The sequence below is a fragment of the Streptomyces blastmyceticus genome (assembly GCF_039521185.1).
GTDB lineage: Bacteria > Actinomycetota > Actinomycetes > Streptomycetales > Streptomycetaceae > Streptomyces > Streptomyces blastmyceticus.
Genome location: NZ_BAAABW010000013.1, coordinates 20,798 through 45,382 on the forward strand (window position 1 = coordinate 20,798; position 24,585 = coordinate 45,382).

14 protein-coding genes are annotated in these 24,585 nt (G+C 71.8%); 9 read left to right on the forward strand and 5 right to left on the reverse strand.

Annotated elements, in window-relative coordinates:
• Positions 1-31: 31 nt before the first annotated feature.
• The 7 genes from ABD269_RS10380 to ABD269_RS10410 all read left to right on the forward strand — a co-directional run bounded on the left by ABD269_RS10380 (position 32) and on the right by ABD269_RS10410 (position 19,203).
• Positions 32-1,573 carry an amidase family protein gene (locus tag ABD269_RS10380; RefSeq protein ID WP_344117491.1) on the forward strand — a complete coding sequence of 514 codons (1,542 nt, stop codon included), beginning with the start codon at positions 32-34 and terminating at the stop codon, positions 1,571-1,573.
• A gap of 253 nt (positions 1,574-1,826) precedes the next feature.
• Positions 1,827-2,567, forward strand: coding sequence for an acetoacetate decarboxylase (locus ABD269_RS10385; RefSeq protein ID WP_344117492.1), 741 nt, complete (start codon positions 1,827-1,829; stop codon positions 2,565-2,567).
• A gap of 291 nt (positions 2,568-2,858) precedes the next feature.
• A complete protein-coding gene (locus ABD269_RS10390; RefSeq protein ID WP_344117493.1) occupies positions 2,859-3,794 on the forward strand; it encodes an alpha/beta fold hydrolase in 936 nt (311 codons plus the stop codon).
• A 230-nt stretch (positions 3,795-4,024) separates the two neighbouring features.
• Positions 4,025-5,266 (forward strand): cytochrome P450, encoded by a 1,242-nt coding sequence (locus tag ABD269_RS10395; RefSeq protein WP_344117494.1) that lies wholly within the window; start codon positions 4,025-4,027, stop codon positions 5,264-5,266.
• Positions 5,263-6,903: a PfaD family polyunsaturated fatty acid/polyketide biosynthesis protein gene (locus tag ABD269_RS10400; RefSeq protein WP_344117495.1), complete on the forward strand. Its 1,641-nt coding sequence runs from the start codon at positions 5,263-5,265 to the stop codon at positions 6,901-6,903. Before ABD269_RS10395 ends, ABD269_RS10400 begins: the two co-directional genes overlap by 4 nt.
• A gap of 71 nt (positions 6,904-6,974) precedes the next feature.
• Entirely contained in the window at positions 6,975-13,076 is a 6,102-nt protein-coding gene (locus ABD269_RS10405; RefSeq protein ID WP_344117496.1) for an SDR family oxidoreductase, read from the forward strand.
• Positions 13,066-19,203: a beta-ketoacyl synthase N-terminal-like domain-containing protein gene (locus ABD269_RS10410; RefSeq protein WP_344117497.1), complete on the forward strand. Its 6,138-nt coding sequence runs from the start codon at positions 13,066-13,068 to the stop codon at positions 19,201-19,203. The genes ABD269_RS10405 and ABD269_RS10410 overlap by 11 nt, the downstream gene beginning before the upstream one ends.
• A gap of 496 nt (positions 19,204-19,699) precedes the next feature.
• Here the strand turns inward: ABD269_RS10410 and ABD269_RS10415 are convergent, their stop codons facing one another.
• The 3 genes from ABD269_RS10415 to ABD269_RS10425 form a co-directional block, all read right to left on the reverse strand.
• Entirely contained in the window at positions 19,700-20,206 is a 507-nt protein-coding gene (locus ABD269_RS10415) for a carboxymuconolactone decarboxylase family protein (protein WP_344117498.1), read from the reverse strand.
• Between the two features lie 96 nt (positions 20,207-20,302).
• Positions 20,303-20,710, reverse strand: coding sequence for a septal ring lytic transglycosylase RlpA family protein (locus tag ABD269_RS10420; RefSeq protein ID WP_344117499.1), 408 nt, complete (start codon positions 20,708-20,710; stop codon positions 20,303-20,305).
• Positions 20,711-20,936: 226 nt separating this feature from the next.
• Positions 20,937-22,025, reverse strand: a complete 1,089-nt coding sequence (locus tag ABD269_RS10425; RefSeq protein WP_425572868.1) for a serine hydrolase domain-containing protein — start codon at positions 22,023-22,025, stop codon at positions 20,937-20,939.
• A gap of 258 nt (positions 22,026-22,283) precedes the next feature.
• Between ABD269_RS10425 and ABD269_RS10430 the strand changes: the two genes are divergently transcribed.
• Both ABD269_RS10430 and ABD269_RS10435 read left to right on the forward strand, forming a co-directional pair.
• The gene (locus ABD269_RS10430; RefSeq protein ID WP_344117501.1) at positions 22,284-22,919 is read left to right on the forward strand and encodes a hypothetical protein; all 636 of its coding nucleotides are present in this window, start codon (positions 22,284-22,286) and stop codon (positions 22,917-22,919) included.
• Positions 22,912-23,529 carry a Fic family protein gene (locus ABD269_RS10435; protein WP_344117502.1) on the forward strand — a complete coding sequence of 206 codons (618 nt, stop codon included), beginning with the start codon at positions 22,912-22,914 and terminating at the stop codon, positions 23,527-23,529. The genes ABD269_RS10430 and ABD269_RS10435 overlap by 8 nt, the downstream gene beginning before the upstream one ends.
• A 31-nt stretch (positions 23,530-23,560) precedes the next feature.
• Here ABD269_RS10435 and ABD269_RS10440 read toward each other — a convergent pair whose 3' ends face one another.
• Positions 23,561-23,905: a hypothetical protein gene (locus ABD269_RS10440; protein ID WP_344117503.1), complete on the reverse strand. Its 345-nt coding sequence runs from the start codon at positions 23,903-23,905 to the stop codon at positions 23,561-23,563.
• Positions 23,902-24,516 carry an RNA polymerase sigma factor gene (locus ABD269_RS10445; protein ID WP_344117504.1) on the reverse strand — a complete coding sequence of 205 codons (615 nt, stop codon included), beginning with the start codon at positions 24,514-24,516 and terminating at the stop codon, positions 23,902-23,904. The genes ABD269_RS10440 and ABD269_RS10445 overlap by 4 nt, the downstream gene beginning before the upstream one ends.
• Between the last annotated feature and the right edge of the window lie 69 nt (positions 24,517-24,585).

Genomic DNA, 24,585 nt, shown 5'->3' on the forward strand with positions numbered 1-24,585 from the left:
CGGGCCGTCGGCATGTAGTCCGCTGACGCTCATGGGGAAGAGGAGCGTTGCCGTACTGATCGCCGCCCTGGTCGCGGGGTCCGTGTTCACAGGCGCACCGAATTCGGGTGCGGAATCCGCTGAGACCGGCGTCCGCGGTGCGCCGCCGGGGCCGGGAGTCGACCTCGACACGGTGACGATCCCGGAGCTGCAGGCGCGCATGGCGGACGGTTCGCTGACCTCCTCGGCGCTGACCGCCGCGTACCTGTGGCGGATCAGGACGATCGACCCCAGGATCAACGCGGTGCTGCGCACCGACCCGACGGCCCTGCGGCAGGCGGCCGCGAGCGACGCCAGACACCGGCACGGTGGCACCCGTGGCCCGCTCGACGGCATCCCCGTCCTGCTCAAGGACAACGTGAACACCCGCGACATGCCGACGACGGCCGGGTCGCTGGCGCTGGCCGGGAGCCCGCCGGACACCGACGCCGTCTTGGTGACCCGGCTGCGGGACGCGGGGGCGGTCATCCTGGGCAAGACCAACCTGTCCGAGTGGGCGAACTTCCGTGCGGCGAAGCCGACATCAGGGTGGTCGGCGGTGGGCGGGCAGACCAGGAATCCGTACGTACTGGACCGGAATCCGTGCGGGTCGTCCTCCGGTTCGGCCGCCGCGCTCGCCGCGTCGTTGTCGCAGGTGGCGATCGGCACCGAGACGGACGGCTCGATCGTGTGCCCGGCGGGGATGAACGGGGTCGTCGGCCACAAGCCCAGCCTCGGGCTGGTAAGCCGGGCCGGGGTGGTCCCGATCTCCGCCGAGCAGGACACCGCGGGGCCCCTGGCACGCAACGTCACCGACGCCGCGCTCACCTTCGCGGTGCTCAGCGGTGGTGACACCCCGCGACCCGGCGGGCTGCGCGGCAGACGGATCGGCCTGTGGCGGCTGCCCCCGCTCGGGCCGGAGGTGGACGCGGTGATGACCCGTACGGCGCAGAGACTGCGCACTGCGGGAGCCGAGGTCGTCGAGGTGACGCCCCCGTACCAGAAGCGGCTCGCCGAACTCGAGTTTCCCGCGCTGCTGAGCGAGTTCCACCGGGACGTCGACGCCTACCTCGCCACCCGTCACGGGCCGCGGAACCTCGCCGGGCTGATCGAGTTCAACCGCACCCACCCGGCGGAACGGACCTGCTTCGCCGGTCAGGAACTGTTCGAACGGGCGCTCGCCGCGCCTCCCGTCACCGACCCGCAATACCGGGCCATGCGCGCCGAGTTGAAGGACCTCTCCCGGCGCTCCATCGATGAGACCATGGCCGCCCACCACCTGGACGCCATCGCCTCGCCGACGAACCCGCCCGCCTGGACGACCGACTGCGTGCGGGGCGACAACGACGTGATCCCGTCCTCCACGCCGGCGGCCGTGGCCGGATACCCGTCGCTGTCGGTGCCCGCCGGTTTCGTGAACGAGCTGCCCGTCGGCCTGCTCCTGATGGCCGGTGATCGCCAGGACACCGGGCTGCTGTCGCTGGGGGCCGCGGTGGAACACCGGCTGGACGCCTGGCGAGCACCGCGCTATCTGCCGTCGGTGGGAGCGAGCTGAATCATCGGTGGCACCGGTGCGTGTGTGGTAGCCGGGGATGTCACCGCGGTGCACGGGGCGGCTTGCCGTGCGTCGGCCTCGCTGATTTCTCACGGCAGGACCCGGAGTGGACGATCGGGGGACGAGGGGCCGGCCGATGTGGGGGCCGATCGGGGGACGGCCTCTGCACGGGCAGAGGCCTGTACTGGTGGGAGAACCTCTGGCAGGCACCATGGACCGGGCCGCCAGCCACCGGAAAGGACAGGAGCCGGACGTGACCCCCGACGAACTGATGAGCCGCTCCGCCACCCCGTTGTCCTCGCCCGCGTGGCCACCGGGGCCGTTCGTGTCCTACGGCGTCGATTCCCTCGACATCGTCTACCGCTCCGACCCGGAGGCGCTGCGCCGCCTGGTCCCCGAGCCGCTGGCGGTGGCCGAGCCGCTGGTGCGCTTCTCGGTGACACGGATGCCGGACACCACCGGACTGGGCGACCACGCCGCGGCGGGCCAGGCCGTCGCGGTGGAGCTCGGCGGCGAGCGCGGTTACTACCTGGAATCGATGTACCTCGACAGCTTTCCCGCGCTCGCGCTCGGCCGCGAGACGGCCGGCTTCCCCAAGAAGCCCGGCTGCCCACGGCTCTACCACGACAGCGACACGCTCGTCGGCACCCTCGATTACGGATCACTGCGGATCGCTGTCGCCACGATGGGCTACAAGCACGCCCCTCTCGACCTGGACGCGGCCGAAGCCGAGGTCCGTACTCCGACCTTCATGGTCAAGATGGACCGTGGCCACGACGGCACGCTCACCGGCTGCCGGCTCGTCCGCCTGCCGGTCCAGGACGTCACGGTGACGGGGGCCTGGTCCGGGCCTGCCCGGCTGCAGTTGTCGGCGCACGCCATGGCCCCGATCGCCGACCTGCCCGTCCGGGAAGTCGTCGCCGCCCGGCACCTGGCTTTCACCGGCATGCGGTACGGGAAGGCGGAGGTGGCCCATGACTACCTCACACCGTGAGAATCGGTCAGGTGAAATTCGCACGGCTGCCTGAATTCCCGGAATGGGCGGGCGATCGGCGCCGCCTCACGCCGAGACGGCCGGGGAATGCTCGCGAATTCCGAGTGCCCCGGCGCGCCCCCGGGCTCCTCGATGCCCCCTTTACGTGAGTGCTTCCGCGCGCCTACTCTGCGAGAAACCCTTCTCTCGTCGATCCGTTTTCCCGGCTTCCTTCCGCATTGACAGGACGGGGATCCGAATGCCGCGGCACTGGTGCGGGACAGGGAAAGCCCCCACGGTGGTGGTCGCGCCGTGAGTCCCGAGCCGCCCCTGTCCGCCGAGCAGGCGCGGCGTCTGCCGGACTACCCGTTCCAGGGCCGCTGGTTCAACCACGGTGCCGCGCATCAGCATTACCTGGACGAGGGTGAGGGCAAGCCGGTGCTGATGGTGCACGGCAACCCCACGTGGAGCTATATGTGGCGCAGGCTCGTCCTCGGCCTGCGGGGGCGGTATCGCTGCATCGCCCCAGACCACCTGGGCATGGGCCTGTCCGACCGGGCCCGTGACCTGCCCGGTTCCCTGCTCGCCGAGAGCCGGGCGCAGGATCTGGGGCGTCTGGTGGAGCACCTCGTCGCCGAGCGGCGGGCGCCCGCCCGTGGCTGGACGCTCGTGGTGCACGACTGGGGCGGCCCCGTGGCCCTGTGGTGGGCCCATCTGCGCCCTGGTGTCGTCGACCGGCTCGTCGTGCTGAACACCGCCGCTTTTCCCTGGCCACCGGGGTACCGGCCGCCGCGGAGCCTGCTCGCCCTGAGGCAGCCGTCCGTCGGCCGTATCGCGCACGCATCCAACGCCGTTGTCCACATGGCCCTGTCCCGGGGTGTGTGCCGCCCCCTGCCGCCCGCGGTGCGAGCCGCCTATGCCGCCCCCTATCGACGGAAACGCGACCGGTCGACGCTGGTGCGCTTCGTCCAGGACATCCCCCTGAGTCCCGCCGACGCCGGCTGGCCGCATGCCCAGCGCCTGGGTGAGGCCCTGGTGTACTTCACCCAGGTGCCCGTGTTCCTGGGGTGGGGAATGCGCGATCCCCTCTACGACGACCTGGTCCTCGCGGAATGGACGCGGCGGCTGCCCGGGGCCGCGCTTCATCTGTACCCGTACGCCGGGCATTACGTGCTCGAGGACATGGCCTGGCAACTGGTGGAGGACATCCGGGATTTCCTCGCGGTCACCGATCACTGCCCGAGTTGAGGGCCCGCCCGGCAGGGGACACCGTATCCGCCGCCGTATCCGCTGTGTGCTTCCGGCGTGCAGCCCGTGCAGTAGCTCGCGCGCATCAGAGACGAGAACACGGGGCAGCCTCTTCACAAGGCTGGCCGGAAAGGGGAGGTTCAGCCATGGCCCAAGAAGTCACCCTAGCCAATTGGTCGGATGTCGCGCGATTGTTCGCCCTCGGTCTGGTTCCCAACCTTGCTCAAGGGGTGATCATCCGCCGTCCCCTTGCGGTCCGGCTGGCGGCCGGACTGGATACCAACGCCTGGGCCTGCCGCTCCCTGGACCGGCTGCGCGAGCGCTACGGCCCGGGACCGGTGCTGGTCGGCGTCCCCGGCAGGCAAAGCCTCGTCCTCCTCTCGGTCGAGGACGTCCGCCGGGTGCTGGGTGAGACCGGCGCGTCGTTCACAGCCGCCAACAAGGAGAAATCGGCCGCCCTTTCCCACTTCGAGCCGGACGGCGTGCTGATCACTCCGGGTGCCGCCCGTGCCCAGCGGCGCAGGTTCAACGAGGCTGCGCTCGACTACCCCGCGGCCGAGCACCGGTTTCACGAGGTCTTCCGGGAAGCCATCCGGGAAGAGGCCCGGCCGCTACTGGCCGGCGGCACGCTCACCTGGAAGCGGTTCCACGCCGCGTACCAACGCATCGTGCGCCGGATCGTGTTCGGCGACGCCGCCCGTGACGACGAGCGCATCACCGAGCTCCGGGACAAGCTGCGCGGCGATGGCAACTGGTTCATGCTGCACCGCAAAAGGCACTCCCTGCGCAGAGAGCTGTTCGTCCGCACGCAGCGGTATCTCGACCTGCCCGAGCCGGGCGGCCTCGCCCGCGCGGTGTGCGACACCCCGGCCGCGGCCGATGTCAAGCCCGTGGCCCAGATGCAGCACTGGTTCTTCGCTTTCGACGCCGCCCCGATCGGGGCCTACCTCGCGCTCGGCCTCCTCGCCGGCCGCCCGGCGGAGGCGGCCAGGGCCCGGGCTGATCGTGCCTACCTCCAGGCCTGCGTCCTGGAGTCGCAGCGGCTGTGGCCTACGTCCCTGGCCCTCCTGCGCGACACCACCGTCGAGACGCACTGGCCGGGTGGCGTGACGCTCCCCGCGGGCACGGCGGTGATCTTCTGCAGTTCGTACTTCCACCGTGACGCCCGGCGCCTGTCCTACGCCGACCGGTTCGAGCCCGAAGTGTGGCTCGACGGGCGGGCCGAGGCGGACTGGTCGATCGCACCGTTCAGCCGCGGTTCCGCCGAGTGCCCCGGCAGGAACCTCGTGCTCTTCACCAGTGCCACCCTCCTGACCGAACTGCTGCGTTGCGACTGGCGACTGTCCTCGTCGCACCGGCTCGGCCCCGGCCGTCCCCTGCCCCGCACCGTCGACCACACGTCGCTGCGACTGACGGCAGGGGGATCGCCGACCGCAGTCCCCGCTCCGCCCGTCGCGCAGGACACGGCATGACGACCGTCGGCCCGTTCCGGGCCGCTCCCGCTGCCGTCCCCCTCGCGCGGTGGTACGCGGGCGACCGTCCCGCCACCTGGTCACCGGAAGGAATTCTGGAGGTGGCGGCCCGCGTCAGGGAAACCGTCCACCTCGTGGGCGCCCCGGCCGCGCCGGGCGTCGGAGTCGCCGTCGGCGGTTCCACGGCCCCGGCCGTCGGCGGACAGCAAGGGCTGCCTCTGCTGGGCACCTTGCCACCGCTCTACCCGGAGTGGCTCGGCGACCGTTCCTTCGGCGAGGCACACGGTGTGCGATTCCCCTACGTCGCCGGGGAGATGGCCAACGGCATCGCCACCGTGGCCATGGTGTCCGCCATGGCCCGGGCCGGCATGCTCGGCTTCTTCGGCGCGGCCGGACTGGATCCGGTACGCGTGGAACAGGCGGTGGCCGACCTGGCCGCCGGGCTCGCGGGGCACACCAACTGGGGCATCAACCTGATCCACTCACCGGGTGAGCCCGCACTGGAGGAACGGGTCGTCGACATCGCGTTGCGCCACCGCGTGCCGGCCGTCTCCGCCTCGGCGTTCATGGGACTCACCCCCGCGGTGGTCCGTGTCGCCGCCAGTGGGCTGCGCCGTGGCCCGCAGGGCCGGATCCTGCGCGGCACGCGCCTGTTCGCCAAGGTGTCGCGGCCCGAGGTCGCGGGGCCGTTCATGTCGCCCGCCCCGGCCCATCTGCTGCGCGCTCTCCTGGACCGGGGACAGCTGACCGCGTCCGAGGCCGAGCTGGCGGCCCGGGTGCCGGTCGCGGAGGACGTCACCGTCGAGGCGGACAGCGGCGGGCACACCGACAACCGGCCGCTGGCGGTCCTCCTGCCGGCCATGCTGGCTCTGCGGGACGAACTCGCCGTCGCGCACGGCTACGACCGCGGCATCAGGGTCGGGGCGGCGGGCGGGCTGGGCACGCCCACCGCGGTGGCCGCGGCCTTCGCGCTGGGCGCGGCGTACGTGGTCACCGGCTCCGTCAACCAGGCCACGCGGGAGGCGGGCCTGTCGGCCGACGCCAAGAAGATGCTTGCGCAGGCCGACGTCGCCGACGTGACCATGGCGCCGGCTGCCGACATGTTCGAGCTGGGGGTGAAGCTCCAGGTCCTCAGCCGGGGCACGTTCTTCGCCCCGCGCTCGGCACGGCTCTACGAGCTCTACAGGGACTACGAGAGCTGGGACGACGTCCCTCCCTCGCAACGGGCCAAGGTCGAACAGGACGTCCTGCGCACCTCTTTCGGGACCGTGTGGGACGAGACCCGGAGGTTCTGGGAAGAACGGGACCCCTCCCAGGTGACACGGGCCGAGCGCGACGCCCGGCACCGCATGGCCCTTGTCTTCCGCTGGTACCTGGGCATGTCGAGTCGCTGGGCGGTCTCGGGGCGGACCGAGCGTCGCGCCGACTACCAGATCTGGTGCGGGCCGGCCATGGGCGCCTTCAACCGCTGGGCGGCCCACAGCTTCCTGGCCGAACCCGGCCGACGCGACGTGGTCCAGATCGCACTGAACTTCCTCGAGGGCGCGGCCGTCATCACCCGGGCCCACCAACTGCGCAGCTACGGCGTCCCCGTCCCCGCGGCCGCCTTCGTCCCCCGGCCCCGACGGCTCGCCTAGCCCTGCCCGGCGCAGCAGAGCCCGCCGTGTGCCCCGACTGTCCGCCCCGCTCCGCAACGGAAGGACATGCCATGCCAGATGAGCCACTTCCGGGCGGCAGGGTGCCTGTCGCGGTCGTCGGCCTCGGCGCCCTGCTGCCGGACGCCCGCGACGTCGAGCAGAGCTGGCGGCTGATCCTCGGCCGCCGCGACCTCATGCGGGACATCCCCCCGACCCGATGGCTGATCGACGACTACTACCACCCCGTACCGGGCACACCGGAGAAGGTCTACACCCGGCGAGGAGCGTTCCTCCCCAAGGTGGACTTCGACCCCTTGGCCTATGGCATCCCACCGCAGACCCTCGCCTCGACGGACACCGCCCAACTGCTGGCGCTGCTGGTGGCCGACCAGGTCCTGCGGGATGCCGCCGACGGCCGTGCCGTCCGCCCGTCCGGCGACCGGGTCGCCGTGATCCTCGGCGCGGCCGCACTGAACCTGCTCGTGGAGTCCAACGCCCGCTCCCAGCGCCCGGTCTGGCTCAAGGCCCTGCGCGAGCACGGCCTGCCGGAGGCGGAGGCCCAGGCGGTGAGCGACCGGATCGCGTCGCACTACCGCGACCAGGACGAGGACACCTTTCCCGGTCTGCTCGGAAACGTCGTCGCCGGGCGCATCGCGAGCCACTTCGACCTGCACGGCACGAACCACACCACGGACGCGGCATGCGCGAGCTCGCTGGCCGCCCTGTCCACGGCACTGGACGAGCTCTCCCTCGGCCGCGCCGACCTGGTGATCGGCGGGGGCGTCGACGTGTCGAACGACATCGGCATGTTCGGCTGCTTCACCGCCACCCCGGCGCTGTCCCCGACACAGGAATGCCGCCCCTTCTCGGAGGACGCCGACGGAACCATGCTCGGCGAGGCGGTCGTGATGTTCGCGCTCAAACGGCTGGCGGACGCCGAACGCGACGGGGACGGCGTGTACGCGGTCATCCGCGGCCTGGGCAGCTCCTCGGACGGACGCGGCGCCGCGATCTACGCACCGAGGGCGCAAGGACAGGTCATGGCCCTGCGCCGGGCCTACGAGGAGGCGGGCTACCCACCCGACAGCGTGGAACTCGTCGAGGCCCACGGAACCGGCACCAAGGCGGGTGACCTGGCCGAGTTCACCGCCCTGCGGGAGGTTTTCGAGACGCCCGGCCGCGCCGACCGGCAATGGTGCGCGCTGGGATCGATCAAGTCCCAGATCGGTCACACCAAATGCGCGGCAGGGGCGGCCGGACTGCTCAAGGCCGTCCTCGCCCTGCACCACAAGGTACTGCCGCCGACCATCAAGGCCGAGCGCCCCCATTCCGGCCTGGAGATGGAGAACAGCCCGTTCTATCTCAACAGCGTCACCCGCCCCTGGGTCCGCGCGGCCGCCGGGGCGCCACGGCGTGCGGCCGTCTCCAGCTTCGGATTCGGCGGCAGCAACTTCCACGTCACGCTCGAGGAACACCTGCCGTCCGGGAACGGCCGGGACGGCGCCGAAGCCCGGCCCCGGCTGCGCGCCGCCCCGACCGAATTCTTCCTCCTCGGCGCCGACACCACCGACGGCCTGCGCGAGAGCGTCGAGGAGCTGCGGCGGGCAGCGGACGCCGGCAGCGCGTCCGCGGAGCGCGGATTCGCCTCCCTGGCCCGCCGCAGCCAGGAAGCCTTCCGGCCCGGCGCCGACCGGCGCCTCGCGGTGATCGCCGCCGATGCCCCGGCACTCGCCGAGCGCCTCGGCCGGGCCGCGGACGCGCTGCGTGCGGGGGAGAGCCCCTCCTCGCCGCAACTGCGCTTCGGCAAGGGACCGGCCGAGCCGGGCCGTCTCGCCTTCCTGTTCCCCGGCCAGGGGTCCCAGTACGTGGGCATGGGCGGCGACTTGGCGGCACACCACCCCAAGGCACTGGCGGCCTGGGACGCGCACGGCGGCCCCGGGCACGACGGGACGCCTCTGCACCGCGTGGTCTTCCCGCCTCCCGTGCCCCGGCGACAACGCGCCGCGCAACAGAAGCTGCTCACCGCCACCGAGTGGGCACAGCCGGCCATCGCCGCGCACAGCGTCGCGCTCCTGGCCCTGCTGGACGACTTCGGCCTCCAACCGGACTGCGTCGCAGGCCACAGCCTCGGCGAGCTCACCGCCCTGCACGCGGCAGGCGCCTACGACGCGGAAACGCTCATGCACCTGGCCCGCTGCCGGGGCGAGGCGATGCGCGCCGTCGCAGCGGTGACCCCGGGCGCGATGCTGGTGGTCCAGGCGGGGGAGCACGAGACCCGTGACGCCCTGGAGAAGGCCGGTGTACCGGACGTGTGGATCGCCAACCTCAACACCCCCCGGCAGACGGTCGTCTCCGGCACGGCCGAAGCGATCGCGGCGGTGGCCGGCCGGATGGCCGCGTCCGGCATCGCCACCATGCCGCTGGCCACGTCAGCCGCCTTCCACAGCCCCCTCGTCGCGGCCGCCGGTGAACCCTTCGCCGAGACCCTGGCCGACGCCGACGTCGCGGCACCCCACCTGGAGGTCTTCTCCAACACCGATGCCGCCCCCTACCCCGACGACCCCGAGCGGATCCGTACCCGTCTGGCCCGTCACCTGGCTGAACCCGTGCGGTTCGTGGACCAGATCGAGGCCATGTACGCGGCAGGGGTACGGACCTTCGTCGAGACGGGACCGGACTCCACCCTCACCGGCCTCGTGAACCGGATCCTCGGCGACCGCCCCCACCTGGCCATCCCCCTCGACCGCCGTGGCACTCACGGGGTGACGGCGTTCCAGGAGGCCCTGGCCCGCCTCGCCGTCCATGGAATCGCTCTGGACTTCGTGCCTTACTGGCGGCACTACGCCCTGCCCCGGCCCCCGGAGGAGAAGCGACGGCGCGGCATGACCGTACAGATCGACGGCGGCAACCTCGGGCGGCGCTACCCGCCGCAGGCGGCAGCCGGGTCGGAGGGGGCGGCCTGGCTGACACGCCCGCCCGCATCCGCCCGGGCCGACTTGGCGGCGATGTTTCCCGGGTCCGGTATCACGGCTCCGACACGGACAGTGCCTCCCGCACGGCCTGCTTCGGCGGTTCCGTCTGAACCGTTGGCACCGGCCGTACCACCCGGGCCGTCCGTACCCTCTGCGCCACCCCCACAGCCGATGCCACCCGCACCGACCGTGCCTCCACCCCTGATGCCCGCGCCGGCCGGATACGGCTACCCCGCGGCTGCCGGGCAGGACGGCCGGGCGGCCGAGATCGAGGAGGCCCAGCGCCAGACCGTCGACGCCCATGCCGTCTATCTGCGGTCGGTGAGCGAGGCCCACATGGCCTTTCTGAAGATGTCCGAGATGTCTTTCGCGGCTCTCGTCGGCTCTCCCGATGCCGTGATGCCGCAACAGACCGGTGACGTCGGCCATGTGCCCGACGCCGCGGCACCAGTCCTCTGGCAGCCGGACAACGTCATGGCTCCGGCGCCCATCACAGCCGACCTCGTGCCCACCCCCGCACCGGCTCCTGCGGACTTCGACCTCGCCCGGCTCGAGGAGACCTTGCTGGAGGTGGTGGCCGAACGGACGGGTTATCCGGTCGAGATGCTCGATCTGGACATGGAGCTGGAGTCCGAGCTGGGCATCGACTCCATCAAACGCGTGGAAATCCTCTCTCTGCTGCGCCAGCGCGTGGGGGAGTTGCCCGAGGCTCAGGGAGATCCCGGAGAACTGGTCTCCCTACGGACGCTCCGGCAGGTCGTCGACAAACTGAGGTCCCTGGCCGACGGCCCAGAGCCGGCCCTGCCGCAGGCACAGGAGGGCCGTCCCGCCCTGACGACAGGACAGGCTTCCTCCACCCTCGGGCGATTCACGCTGCGCACCGTGCCCGTACCGCCGAGCGGGCTGGGAATGCCAGGGCTGGGAGAAGCCCCGCTGCACGTGGTCGACGGAGGATCCGGCCTCGCCACCCTCGTGGCCGAGCGCCTGAACGCGCGGGGAGTACCGGCCGAAACGGTCGAGGTTCTCACCCCGCAGGCGCGGGCGGTACTGCTGCTGGGCGGTCTCGCCGAGGACCTTACCCGCGATGCCATGCTGGACGTCCAGCGCGAGGCCTTCACCGCGGCGCGCCTGGTGGCCCCGCGCTTCGCGGAAGAGGGCGGCGTGTTCGTCACCGTGCAGGACACCGGGGGCGACTTCGGTGTGGGGGGAAGTCACGGTGAGCGGGCCTGGCTCGGCGGCCTGGTGGCCCTTGTCCGAACGCTCGCCGGGGAATGGCCCGAGGCCGTGCTCAAGGCCGTCGACTGCGCCCGTTCCGGGCGTTCGCCGCAGGCCGTGGCCGACGCCGTCGTCGACGAACTGCTGTACGGGGGGCCACTGCTGGAAGTGGGCCTGCCCTCGGACGGCAGCAGGGTGACCACGCTGGCCGTCCCGGCCACCGTGTCCCCGGTGCCGGGTTCCGAGACGGACGGCCCGGGTCCCGACGACGTCCTCGTCGTCACGGGAGGGGCTCGCGGCGTGACTGCTGCCGCGGTGACTGCACTCGCCCGGGCCCGCAAGCCGCACCTCGCCCTGCTGGGCCGCACCGAACTGGCGGAAGAACCCCCGGGACTGCCGCCCGAGGCGGACGAACCCGGCCTCGTACGGGCCCTCGCCGAGCGGAACACGGCCGACGCGCCTGCCGCCCTCGCCCAGCAGGCCCGCCGCATTCTCGCGGTCCGCGAGATCAGGGCGACCCTCACCGCGATCGAGGAGGCCGGCGCACCTGTGCGCTACATCCCGGCCGATGCCCGCGACCCCGAGGCCGTACGCGCCGCGCTGGACTCCCTCCGCGCCGAGTGGGGACCGGTGACCGGCATCGTCCACGGCGCGGGCGTGCTGGCGGACAAGCGCATCGCCGACAAGACCGACGAGCAGTTCGACGAGGTATTCGGCACCAAGACCACCGGGCTGCGCACCCTTCTGGACGCCACGGCTGCCGACCCCCTGCGCAGCATCTGCCTGTTCTCGTCCGTGGCGGGCTGTTTCGGCAACCCGGGGCAGAGCGACTACGCGATGGCCAACGAGACACTCGGCCACGTGGCCGCCTCCGAGGCGGCCGCCCGCCCCGGCTGCCGGGTCAGTGCCCTGGCTTGGGGCCCCTGGCAGGGCGGCATGGTCACCCCGGCACTGGCGGACCACTTCGCGTCGTCCGGGGTGCCCTTGCTGGGCGTCCCGGTCGGCGCCCAGGCCTTCGTCGAGGAAATGACCCACTCGGGCGCGGACAGTCGTGTCGTCCTCATGGCCGTGCCCGCCCCGGGCCCCGCACACGAGGAACGCCCCACCGCACTGCCGTCACCCGGTCGGCGACACCCCCAGCCTGCCCGGGCCCGAACCACCCCGGCGACCCATCCGCAGCTGGCCCACCACAGCATCCACGGCAGGACGGTCCTGCCCCTGACCCAGACCATGGAATGGATCCTCGCAGCCGCCCACAACTGGATCCCCGGGTCCGCCGCCCTGGCGCTGCGGGACGTCCGGGTGCTGCAACCCGTCACCTGGGACGGAACAGGTAGTCAGGACAAGGAGTTCACCCTCTGCGGCACGAGCCGGGCCCACAGGCACGACTCGCTGGACGTGGAAGTGCGCTGGGCCACGGACCGACTGCACTGCAGCGCACGCGCGGAGGCCGACGACAGTCCGACGGGCGAAACCCGGATCGCTGCCACGGACGAGCCTGCCGACCTGCCGCCCTGGGAGCAGGGCGAGATCTACGGTGACCACCTGCTCTTCCACGGCCCGATGATGCGCGCACTCACAAGCATCGAAGGGATGGGACCGGCCGGCGCCCGGGGCACCCTCGTCGGCGCGACCGCACTGGGCTGGCCCGGTGACACCTGGCAGACCGACCCGGCCGCCCTCGACGGCGCTCTGCAACTCGCCGCACTCTGGGCACGCGAAGCCCTCGGAAACACGGCCTTCCCGATGGCCGTCGGCACATTCCGCCCCTACCGTCGGGGCCCCGCACAGGCGCCCCTCACCTGCACCGTCCTGCCCGTTCGTGCCGAGGGCACCTGCGCTCGGTGCCACCTCCGACTGACATACCAGGACGGCACCCCGTTCGCCGACCTGCTCGACGTCGAGCTGATCCAACGACCCGACAAACCACCAACGTCCCAGGGAGAGGACAAGGGTGGCGGGAGGCGAGGCACGGATGCCCTTTGAACCCATCGCCGTAGTGGGGCGGGGCTGCGTCCTGCCGGACGCGCTGGCCCCGGAGGCCTTCTGGCGGAACGTCATTGCCCGCCGTGTCAGCCTCGGCCCGGTCCCGCAGGACCGCTGGGGGGTGCCCACGACCTCCGCGCCGCCCGACAACCCGGGGCGCGCCAACACCGGCATCGGCGGGGTCGTCCGCGGCTTCGAGGATGTCTTCGACCCCACCGGATATGCCCTCGCCCCCTCGGAGATCCTCAGGCTGGACCCCCTCTTCCAGTGGGTCCTGTACGCCGGACGGCAGGCCCTCGCCGAGGCCGGGCACCCCGCCGCCGCAACGCTCCGTGCCGGCCTGGTGCTCGGCAATCTCTCCTACCCCTCGACCGCCGCCGTCCGCCACACCGAGCACGTGTGGCTCTCGGCCCAGGAACCCCCGGTACGCGACGCCCTGTTGGCATCGGTACCGCCCCGTCCGCACGCCTTCAACCGCTTCTCCTCCGGACTGCCGTCCCTGCTCGCCGCCCGCGCATTGGGGCTGGAGGGCGGCGCGTACGCCTTGGACGCGGCGTGTGCCACGTCGTTGTACGCGATCAAGCTCGCCTGTGACCGGCTCCATGACGGGTCGGCGGACCTGATGCTGGCGGGCGCGGTGAGCCGTTGCGACATCCCGCTCATCCACGGTGGTTTCGCGGTGATGGGCGCACTCAGCCCGACCGGGCGCAGCCGGCCGTTCCACCGGGAGGCCGACGGCCTGGTCCCGGCCGAGGGCGCCGCCCTGATCGCGCTCATGCGGCTCCCCGACGCCCTGGCCCAGGGCCGGCAAGTGCTCGCGGTCGTGCGCGGCATCGGGCTGGGCAACGACGGCCGCTCCTCGGGGTTGATCGCCCCTGACGCCGCTGGCCAGGAACGCGCCATGCGCGCGGCCTACGTCTCGGCGGGGGTGCCGCCGGAGTCCGTAGGGCTGCTGGAATGCCATGCCACCGGGACGACGGTCGGCGACGCCGTCGAGGTCCGCTCGACCGGGCGCGTCTTCTCCTCCCACCGCGCCCTGCCGGTCGGGTCGGTGAAGGCCAACGTCGGTCATCTGCTGACCGCGGCGGGTGCGGCGGCGGTGCTCAAAGCGATCGCCGCGCTCGGAGCGGGCGTGCTGCCGGCGCCCCCGCACGACGGCACCTCCACGGCGCTGGAGGGCGGGCCCCTCCGGTTGCTCACGGAACACGAGGACTGGCCCGGACCGCGCCGGGCCGCGGTGAGCGCGTTCGGGTTCGGCGGCACCAACGCCCACCTCGTCCTCGATGCCTGGGATGCACACGCCGCGCCGCCCCCTCCCGTTCCGGCCGTGCGGGCGCAGGAGGTTCCCGTCGCCGTGGTCGCGCTCGCCGTGCGGGTCGGGCGGGACGGCGGCACCGAGGACTTCGTCACCGCGGTGTGCACGGGGCGGTCGGCCCGGGAGCAGCGCGACACCGTCGAACTCGCCCTGGAGGGACTGCGGTTCCCGCCCGTGGACCTGCGGGAGGCCCTGCCCCAGCAGCTGCTGGTCCTCGACGCCGCGCGCGAGGCGGCCCGCGGGGTGACCCTGCCGTCGTTGCGCACGGCCGTTGTCGTCGGGGCCGGCGTCGATCCGCAAGTGGGCCGATACGCCGCGCGGCAGCGCATCGGCTTCCTCTGGGAGCGCTCCGGACTGCCCCTGCCGCCCGGCCCGCCGACCGGGCTCCCGGACGCCTTCTCCCCTCCGGGCACCGCGGCCGGGGTGTTGGGCGCGATGATGAACATCGTCGCCAACCGCATCAACAGCCAACTCGACCTGGGCGGACCAGGCTTCACCGTATCGGCCGAGGAGAATTCCGGCACCGCGGCCCTCGGCCTGGCCGCCCGCTTCCTGCGGGCGGACGAGGCGGACGCCGTGATCGTCGGAGCGGCCGACCTCACGCACGACCCCGTGCACCGGGCGGCCCTGCGGGACCTCGGCGTGGACCGGGAACCGGGAGACGCCGCGGTCGTCCTCGTCCTCAAACGCCTGCCGGACGCGCAGCGGGCGGGGGAACCGGTCCTGGCGCTCCTGGACGAAACCGGCGGCGGCCCGCCGGACTTGCGGGTGAGCACAGTTCCCTCGAACGGTGCGACGGACTGCTGCGACAACTCCGCGCTGTTCGGCACCCCCCACGCCGCCGGCGGCCTGCTGGCCGTCGCGACCGCCGTCACCGCCCTGCGTTACGACGTCCGACCGCGGCCGGGGCGGTTCGCCGACCTCGCGGCAGGGCTGCGCACGGCCGAGGCCGTCGTCCCGGTCCTGGAGAGCACGCAACGGCGCGTCCGGCTGCGCGCCGCCCCCCTGGTCGCCGCGCCCGCCCGGCGCGATGGCCAGGTCGCCTTCGTGTACACCAACGGCTCGGCCGCCTACCCGAATATGGGCAGGGAGCTGACGCTCGCCCTTCCGGATCTCGCCGAAGCCGCCCGACGGCGCTGCGACACCGATGGCACCCCCTGGCCCCCACCGGACTTCGCGGACACCGATGTGCTCGGAAGGATCTGGGCCACCACCCGGCTCGCCGCCCTGCACACGATCATCACCCGGTACGTGCTCGGCCTGCGACCCGACGCGGCCATCGGCTACTCCTCGGGGGAAACCTCCGCGCTGGTCGCCCTGGAAGCATGGCCCGACGCCGCGGCCCTGGCCGAGGACGCCCGGCGCAGCACGCTGTTCACCCACGAGGTGGCGGGTGAGTTCCGGGCGATCCGCCGGGCCTGGCAGGACAAGGGCATCACCGGGCGCCGCTGGCGCAACTACCTTGTCACCGCACAGGCGGAGCGGGTACGGGAGATTGTCGCCGACGAGCCGGCCGTGCACCTGATGGCGATCAACGCCCCCGGTGTCTGCGTCATCGGCGGCGAGGAGCGCGCCTGTGCCGCCGTCGTGCGGCACCACTTCCCCCACGACTCGATCCGGCTCGACTACGACATCGCCGCTCACGCCCCGGAACTTGAGATGGTCCGCGAAGCGTGGCACGGGTTGCACCATCGGCCCACCGCGCCGGTCCCGGGCGTCCGCTTCTACCGGGGCGACACCGCCGAACCGTACCTCCCGACCCAGGAGAGCGCAGCCGACGCTGTCACCGGACAGGCCATGGGGACCGTCGATTTCCCGGCGGTGATCGAACGGGCCTATGCCGACGGCGTCCGCGTCTTCATCGAGCACGGCCCCCGCTCCCTGTGCACCGAATGGATCAGCCGCATCCTCGACGGGCGGGAACACCTGGCGGTGGCGCTCGACGAACCCGGCGGGCGTGCCGAGCACCGGCTGCGCCGGTCGGTGGAGCGCCTGGCGGCAGCCGGGCTCTGCGACCCCGCACCGCTGCTGCGCCGGCTCGGCCCGGTGGACACCGACGCGCCGTCGGCGGGGCGGGTGTTGCGTGTGCCCGCACATCCCCCCGCCGTCCGGCTGCCCGTGCCGCACCGTCTCGTCACCGTGCTGGATCCGGCACCGGCCTTTTCTCCGGCGAGCCAGGAAGCCCCCTCGGTCGCGCCGCCGACCGTCCCGCCGGTGGATGCCCGCGCCGCAGCCATCGCGCGGCACCGGACCAGGGCCACCGCTCTGCACACGCAGTACCTCACGGAGCAGGCCACCCTGCACCAGCGCTACCTCCACGGACGGCGGCTGATGACGGGCGGCCCGACGCCTACCGCGCTCGACCGTCCCGGCACACCACCCCCGACTCGGCAACCCGGGCTGCCCGGACCGAAGTTCGACCGGGCCCAGCTGGAACAGCTCGCGGACGGTCCCGTCTCCGCCCTCCTCGGGCCGCTGTTCGAGCCCCAGGACGGCTACCGGCGCCAGACCAGGCTCCCCGGGCCGCCGCTCCTGCTCATCGACCGTGTCACGGGGATCGATGCCCAACCGGGGTCGATGGGGACAGGCACCATCTGGACCGAGACCGACCTCACTCCCGACCGCTGGTTCCTCGACGCCACCGGGCGCATCCCGGGCGCCCTCCTGATGGAAGCCGGACAAGCCGACCTGCTCCTGATCAGCTGGCTCGGCATCGATCTGCTCAACCGGGGCGAACGCGTCTACCGCCTCCTCGGCTGCGAAGCCACCTACCACGGCACCGCGCCCGGCCTGGGACAGACCCTGCGCTACGCGATCCACATCGACGGCCACGCCGAACACCTCGGCACCCGGCTCTTCTTCTTCCGCTACGACTGCTTCGTCGGTGACCAGCTCATCGCCAGCATCCGCAATGGACAGGCGGGATTCTTCACCGACGCCGAGCTCGCCGCGGCCGACGGCATCCGATGGACCCCGGGCGAGGCCATCTCCCCGGACCTGCCCTTCGACCCCTTCGACCCTCCCCCCACCGCCCGGCGGTTCGACGCCGAGGCCGTCCGGGCCTTCGCCGACGGAAGGCCCTACGACTGCTTCGGGCCCGCCTGGAACGCCACCCGCTCCCACGTGAGAACACCTCGCATCGACAGCGGCCGACTCCTGCTCATCGACGAAGTCACCGCCTTCGAACCGACCGGAGGGGCGAAAGGCCGCGGATACCTTCGGGCGGAAACCCGCATCCATCCCGACTCCTGGTACTTCGAGGGTCACTTCAAGAACGACCCCGTCCTGCCCGGCACCCTGATGATGCACGGTGCCCAGCAGGCCGTGGCCTTCCACCTGGCCGCGCTCGGACTGACCATCCACCACGACGGAGCACGCTTCGAGGCGGTACCCGGCATCACCGGCCGGTCCCGCTGCCGCGGCCAGGCCACCCCCACCAGCCGGCACATCGTCTACGAGGTCCACGTCGGCGGCCTGCGCGCCGGACCCGAGCCCGAACTCCACGCCGAGGTCATGGTCAGCGTGGACGGCGTACACGCCTTCCACGGCCAGAACCTGGCACTGCGCCTGGTGCGCGACGCCCCGCTGGAGCATTGGCGGCACCTGGGACCACACCGCGAACAGACCACCGGCGTACACCTCGAACCCCGGCAGCTCGCCGGCCTCGCAGGCCACCGCGAACCCCGCCCGGTGGCCACGGAGAACGGCTTCGCCTTCGGCTACCCCTCCCTGCTCGCCTGCGCGTGGGGAAGCCCCAGCCAGGCATTCGGTCCCCCGGCCTCCGTCCTGGACAAGGCCGCTTCCGTCATCCGCCTGCCGGGCCCGCCCTACCACTTCATGAGCCGGATCGCGTCCATCGACGCGCCCCTGGACGACCCACGGCCGGGCAGCACGATCGTCGCCGAGTACGACGTACCGCAGGAGGCCTGGTACTTCGAGCAGAACGCCACCCCCGTGATGCCCTACGCCGTCCTGATGGAAGTGGCACTGCAGCCCTGCGGCTGGCTCGCCGTCCGCACCGCCGACCGTTCCATCGCCGCCGGCCCCCGGCTCGTCTTCCGCAACCTCGACGGCACTTGCAGGCTGCACGCCAACGTACGGCCGGGCGCACGAACGCTGCGCACCAGAGTCGAGCTGACCGGCTCTGCCCGACACGGGGACACCACGATCGTCTCTTTCACCGTCGACTGCACCGCCGACGGGGCGCCCCTGATGACCCTGACCTCGACCTTCGGCTTCTTTCCGCAGACCGCGCTCGCCCAGCAGACCGGGATTCCCCCCGAGGCCGAGGAACGCGCTCAGTGGAGCCGGTCCAGTGACTACCGCGCCGACCTCACGGTGGACCGCGACCCCGGTGGCCCTCGACTGCCCGGTCGGATGCTGCGGATGCTGGACCGCGTCACCGGCTACTGGCCCGGCGCCGGACCGGCCGGACTGGGCAGACTGCGAGCGGAGAAGCCGGTCGATGCCGGCGCGTGGTTCTTCAAGGCCCACTTCTTCATGGACCCGGTCCAGCCCGGTTCCCTGGGCGTGGAGGCCATGGCCCAACTCCTGCAGTTCCACCTCCTGAACACGGCCTCCGGCACCCCGGCCGCGAGTGCCACCCTCGAACCGCTGACGGCGGGGGAGTTCACCTGGCGCTACCGCGGCCAGGTCGTGCCCACCGACGGCCTGGTCACCGTAGGCATCGACATCGTCGAGGAGGGCGAGGACGCACAGGGACGGTACGCGCTGGCCGACGGCTGGCTCTGGGTGGACGACCGCCGCATCTACCGGGTACGACGGCTGGGCGTGCGCCTGGGATCTGTGTGAGGGACGTCGGGCCTGTCAGGACACGGGACCGAGCGAGGCTCCTCGGACGAGGCGAGGTGCGTGAAAGCACCAGCGCGACGACCAGAAGCCTCGCCTGGTCACGTCCTGCCTGACCAGACATTCACCCTGGAGACACAGAACGAACGAGGTTTAGCCCGGGCAGGTCCCATCGACGCCGGCGCCCACGGCAACAGAGCCGTTCTGCAGCAGCCTGCACACGTCACCGAAGAGCGACGCGGGGGCTGCCTGCGCTGGTGCGGCTGCGACGACTCCCAGAACGGCGAGAACCGTACTTGCTGCGAGTGCCAGGATGGTTCGGTGAGTGCGACTCACGGTGACGCCTCCAATGCGGTTGGCTGCCGTAAGCCTTTCCCGCTCGCTGCATAAAGTTGCTTGCGGGATGGGGCGCCAGGGTGCGTATTGGGTTGTGAACAATGACTGTTTCGGGTGAGGCCTTGACCGCAACCCACTACGCGCCCCAGGGCGCGGGGACCTCCTACTTCCAGGGATCGGTGAACGACCGGCCGGGGACCGGCTTGGCGATGAGCGCGATGGGGATGAAGAAGTTGACCTGCCCGATCGCGATCATCAAAGTGGCGAGCGCCTTGTCGTCATAGTGCTCGGCCACCTGTGCGTACAGCTCGTCGGAGACCCTCTGGCCGTGTGCGGACGGCTGGAGCACGGCTTCCACCAGCGCCAGCGCGGCACGCTCGGCACCGGTGAAGTACGGTGCGTCCTGCCAGGACGCGACCGCCGTGATCCGGTCCTCCGACTCCCCGGCCTTGCGCAGGAAACCCGTGTGCAGAACGGTCAAGTAGGTGCTGCCGACGATCTGGCCGGCCCGCAGCTGCACCAGACTGATCGTGGCCCGCGGCACCGACCGGTTTCCGGCGGCCTTGAACAGTGCCGCCGACACCTCCGCCAGCTCGGGCACCAGCTCCAGCGGGTCATCGGCCATCCGCGGCGCCATCGGAACCTCGGCAGTGATCGAACGCGCTTCCATCGTCATCTCCCTATGGGCTTGCATGTTGCTGTCACCGCAATGACGGATGGCGGCGGGGAAGTGTGACCGTTGCAAGCGACCGGCATGCCACGGGCGTCAGTCGTCGAGGACTTCGAGGGTCACGGCGACGAGCCCCCGGTCGGTGTCCGCGATCCGGCTGAACGCGCCCTTGGTCAGATCGATGCAGCGGCCCGTGTCCGTCGGGCCCCGGTCGTTGACTCTCACGGTGACCGATTCCCCGTTGTCGGTGTTGGTGACGCGGACCTCGGTGCCGAACGGCAGCTCACGGCTGGCCGCGGCCATCGCCTCGGGGTCGAACGGCTCCCCGCTCGCGGTGGGCCAGTTGTCGGGGATCTCGCCAGGGGCCCCGTACCAGGAGGCGGTGCAGCTCTGCGTGTCACTGCTGCTGTTCGCGTGTGCCGGGACGGCGACGACGGACGCCAGGCCCACGGCCAGCGCGACGGTGGCAAGAGCGCGGCTGAGCTTTTTCTTGCGCTGCGGCACGGAATTCACCCATCTCGAAGTGTCGCGAAAGCGGATCGGTTGGGCCGCTGTGGAGCAGCCTGATCAGCCGAGCACGGCCGGGAGGTCATTGATGCAGCCGTTGTTGGCGAGATCGGACAGGATATTGCCCGTCGCCTCGGCACGTCCGGCTCCCCGCCCCGGTGGAGGTGGCTTTCACTACGTCGGGCGTCGCCGCCGAGGCGAGATTCCGGGCGCCGCCACGGGTTCAGCGGCACAGGGCGGCGTCCACGGCCTCCTCCAAGTGCCGCGCGGCCGCGCCGGTCGGGACGGCGGTCACCGCGATGTCGACGGCGCGGCCGTCCTCGGTGGCGCCGCCACGGGTCCGGTATCCCGGAATGGTTCCGCCGTGACCCCAGTAAACGCCGCCGCACGACAGCGGCCTGCTCTCCAGGCCCAAGCCATAGCGGATGCCGGGGCCCAGAGCGTCGGCGGGGACGGTGGCGCGCATCTGCGCGAGCTGCGCGGGGGCGAGGAGGCGGCCTGCGAGGAGCGCGCCGTAGAACTGGTTGAGGTCGGTGTTGGTGGAGACCATCGCACCGGCGGCCCAGGCCGAGGACGGGTCCATCTCGGTGAAATCACGCAAGGGCCCGCCCGGCTTCTCCGGGAAATAGCCCTGGGGGTGGGGGCCTTGGATGGTCATGTCCCCGGGGGAGGGGAAGTAGGTGTGGCGCAGTCCGATGCGGCTGATGACGCGCCGGGTGATCTCCTCACTGACCGGCCGCCCCGTGACCTTCTGGATGATCAGGCCGGCGACCAGGTAGTTCGTGTTGCTGTACGCCCATTTCGTGCCCGGGGAGAACTCGGCCTTGCGCGCGAGGGCCAGGTCGAGGAGTTCGCGGGGTTCGAAGTACTGGCGTCGCGTGGCGACGAGATCGAGAGCCTCGGCGAAGTCGGGCAGGCCACTGGTGTGCTGGAGCAGTTGGTGGACGGTGACGGTGCGTCCGTCGATACCGTCCCCGCGCAGAAGTCCCGGCAGGTAGGTGTCGACGGGGGCCTCGAGGCCGACCTTTCCTTCACCGACCAGCTGCAGCATGACCACGGCGGTGAACGCCTTGGTGTTGCTGCCGATGCGGACCTGTCCGTCGACGGGCACCTTGGCCTTGGTGTCCAGATCGGCGACACCCGCCGTGTAGGTACGGGTCCGTCCGTCGCGGTCCTTGACGCTTGCCAGCGCGGCGGGAAGCCCGTCGTCGCGCACCAACGCGTTCAGGCTCCGCTGGACGGCGTCCGGCGCGGAGCCGGCGACCGCCGGGGGCGCCGCGAGTGCACCGATCACTATGATGCCGGCGGCCACGGCGACTGCCGTCGAGACCGCACCGCGCCGGTGGCTACGCCGCCTGGAGGAAGGGGACTTGTCCCCTGCACGCTCATACACGAAGAACTCCTGTGGGGTGGGTGGGAAGCAACTGGTCTGTGGACCCAGCATCTCCGGGCAAGATTGCGAAAGGGATCCCGTTGTCCGCCCACTGTGGGTAGGGCTGGCCCCCTGTGCCGATGGGACCGGCCTGCGCACTGTCGCCCCTCCGACCCGTGTCATGACACCCTGACCTGCGTGGATGAGAAACTATTTCTGCGAAACCAGGGGTGGCCGGACCTCGATCCGACGGGCCGTCCGTTCGACGCGGATGCCGTGTACGACATCGTGGCCGCGGTCGCGATTCCCGAGGACGACAGCCTGGGGTCGAGGGGCTACCGCTACGAGGAGGCGGTGACCCGTGCCCTCGTCGACCGTTTCGGCCTCTGGGTCGTGGGCTGGCACGACTCGACGCATGACGGCGGCCCTGTCGCTGCCTGGTGTTGCCCTTCTGATTCGGTCACGACCGGGGAGGAGACCACCGACCGGGTCGTAGAGGCTTTGGGGGAGTGGCGGGGATGGCTTGAGGAGCTGGCCGAGAAGTTCGCATTGCTCTCTCCGGCCCCCGGCGCCCTGCCCGAGGACCGGCGCTGGGCGTGGGAGCGGGCGGTCGCCCGGCTGGTGACACTCGTGCTGGACCGTACCTCCTGCGAAGCCGGCTGGTACCGGCACTGCCAACTGGTGCTCCGCTGGTACCTGGAGCGCAACGGCGTCGAGTCGGCACGGGCGGAGAAGTGGGTGGAGGACGCCATCGCAGGCCGGTTCGAGAGCTGGCACGAGCCACGCCTGCCGGTGATCAACGATGTGGCCGAGCAGATAGCCGACCGTGCATAGCGCCGACTCCCTGCTGATCTGGCAGGACGTACGGGAACAGGTCGACTGGGCCGGCGCCTGCCCTCTGTTGCCCGGCCCGGTGTGCGGAGAGCGCGATGGGATCGCCGACCGCGCCGCCGCGTCAGGCCCCACCCGCGGCGAGGACCGCGCCCGGCGGCTGGGCGCGGCCTGGCAGCAGGCCCGTACCGACGCGCGCGCCGGCCGCGCGCTCGACTTCGCACGGCTCCGCGCCTGGCAGGAGACCGTACTCGGACTTCCCCGCGTCGCCTTCCGTACGGGCCCGGCATACGCCAAGGGAGGCCGTGAACGGTACGGGATCCACGCCGACACCCCGCAACGCTTCTCGGCGTGCATGGCCCAGAGCCGCGACCGGGGCCTCCCCCTCCCCGCGCGTGCAGCCCGCCTCTACCTCGACGTCGCGTTCTTCCACCCTTTCGACGACGGCAACGGCCGCGCCGCGCTGCTGGCGCTGGGCCACCTCCTGGCCACCGAGGACATCGTCCTTCCCTGGGTCGCTCCCATCACCGTCGCCCGCTACGCAGACGACCCGGCCGGAGCCGCCGAACTGGCCCGCGTGGTCCACCTGCTCATCGCCCGCGGGCCTTCGTAGGGCCGGCCACCCGCCGCGATCCGCACGTGATCTATGGCTGGTGGATCACATGGGGGTCCGCAGCGGACGGGTCGACCGGGCGCGTAGGTGTGGACGGTGATGGTTCGCTGATGCCCGGGGTGCCGGCGGGTGACACCGGAGCCGGGTCCCGCGGGTTGCTCGGCAGCAGCACCAGCAGACACACGGCCACCACGGCAGCAGCCACACCGAGCGCGGCGAAGGCAACCCTGCGCACCCGGCGCACTCCCCAAGTGCGTCCCTGCGGGGGTGCGTCGCGGCGCAGGTCGCGGTGCGTGACGAGCGCGGCGCGGGCGGCCAGCGCGGCGCGCAGCCGGTCCTCGGTCGCAAACCGGCGGTCTTCGGTATCCGGCTTCATCGGCCCGCCCCCAGCTTCTTCTCCAGGGCATCCAGCGCGCGGCTCGCGGTGGACTTCACCGCGCCGCGCGACAGCCCGAGCGCATGCGCGATCTGCGCCTCGGTCAGCTCCGACCAGTAGCGCAGCACCAGCACCTCCCGTTGACGCTGTGTCAATTGTCCTATGGCATCGAGAACTTGACGGTGCTCCTCGGCGAGCAGCAGCCCTTCATCGACAGGCGGCCCGTAACCTTGATGGGGTGGGGTGTAGGCGCGTGCGGTGCGACGTCTGCGCAGCACGGAGCGGGACGCGTTGACCACGGCGGTGTGCAGGTAGGCCCCGGGGTCCTGGAGTCCGTCCAGCGAGGTGCCGTGTGTGCGGCAGATGGCGGCGAAGGCGTCCTGGACGACGTCCTCGGCGGTGTGCAGATCGTCCACCAGGAACAGCGCGAGCCGCACCATGTCGAGTCGCCGTGCCCGGTACAGATCGGTGAGTGTGGGCGGCGGCTCGTCGTCGTACGGCGTACCAAGTGCCCGCAGGCGATGTCCCCGTACCGGCGCATCCCCGGTCCGGGGCATGCGGGAGAGCAGGCGGGACCACCAGGGCGGCGCTGCGGGAATGGCGTACTGCATGGGCCTCGATCCGTTGCGGGAGGGGCGGGCCGGCCTGCGGAAAGACCGGCCCGCCCCGTGGTGCTGTCG

Coding starts and splice junctions, on each gene's coding strand:
- ABD269_RS10405 (WP_344117496.1), top strand. CDS start 6,975: ATGCCAGATGAGCCACTTCCGGGCGGCAGGGTGCCTGTCGCGGTCGTC.
- ABD269_RS10410 (WP_344117497.1), top strand. CDS start 13,066: ATGCCCTTTGAACCCATCGCCGTAGTGGGGCGGGGCTGCGTCCTGCCG.
- ABD269_RS10415 (WP_344117498.1), bottom strand. CDS start 20,206: ATGGAAGCGCGTTCGATCACTGCCGAGGTTCCGATGGCGCCGCGGATG.
- ABD269_RS10380 (WP_344117491.1), top strand. CDS start 32: ATGGGGAAGAGGAGCGTTGCCGTACTGATCGCCGCCCTGGTCGCGGGG.
- ABD269_RS10440 (WP_344117503.1), bottom strand. CDS start 23,905: ATGAAGCCGGATACCGAAGACCGCCGGTTTGCGACCGAGGACCGGCTG.
- ABD269_RS10400 (WP_344117495.1), top strand. CDS start 5,263: ATGACGACCGTCGGCCCGTTCCGGGCCGCTCCCGCTGCCGTCCCCCTC.
- ABD269_RS10445 (WP_344117504.1), bottom strand. CDS start 24,516: ATGCAGTACGCCATTCCCGCAGCGCCGCCCTGGTGGTCCCGCCTGCTC.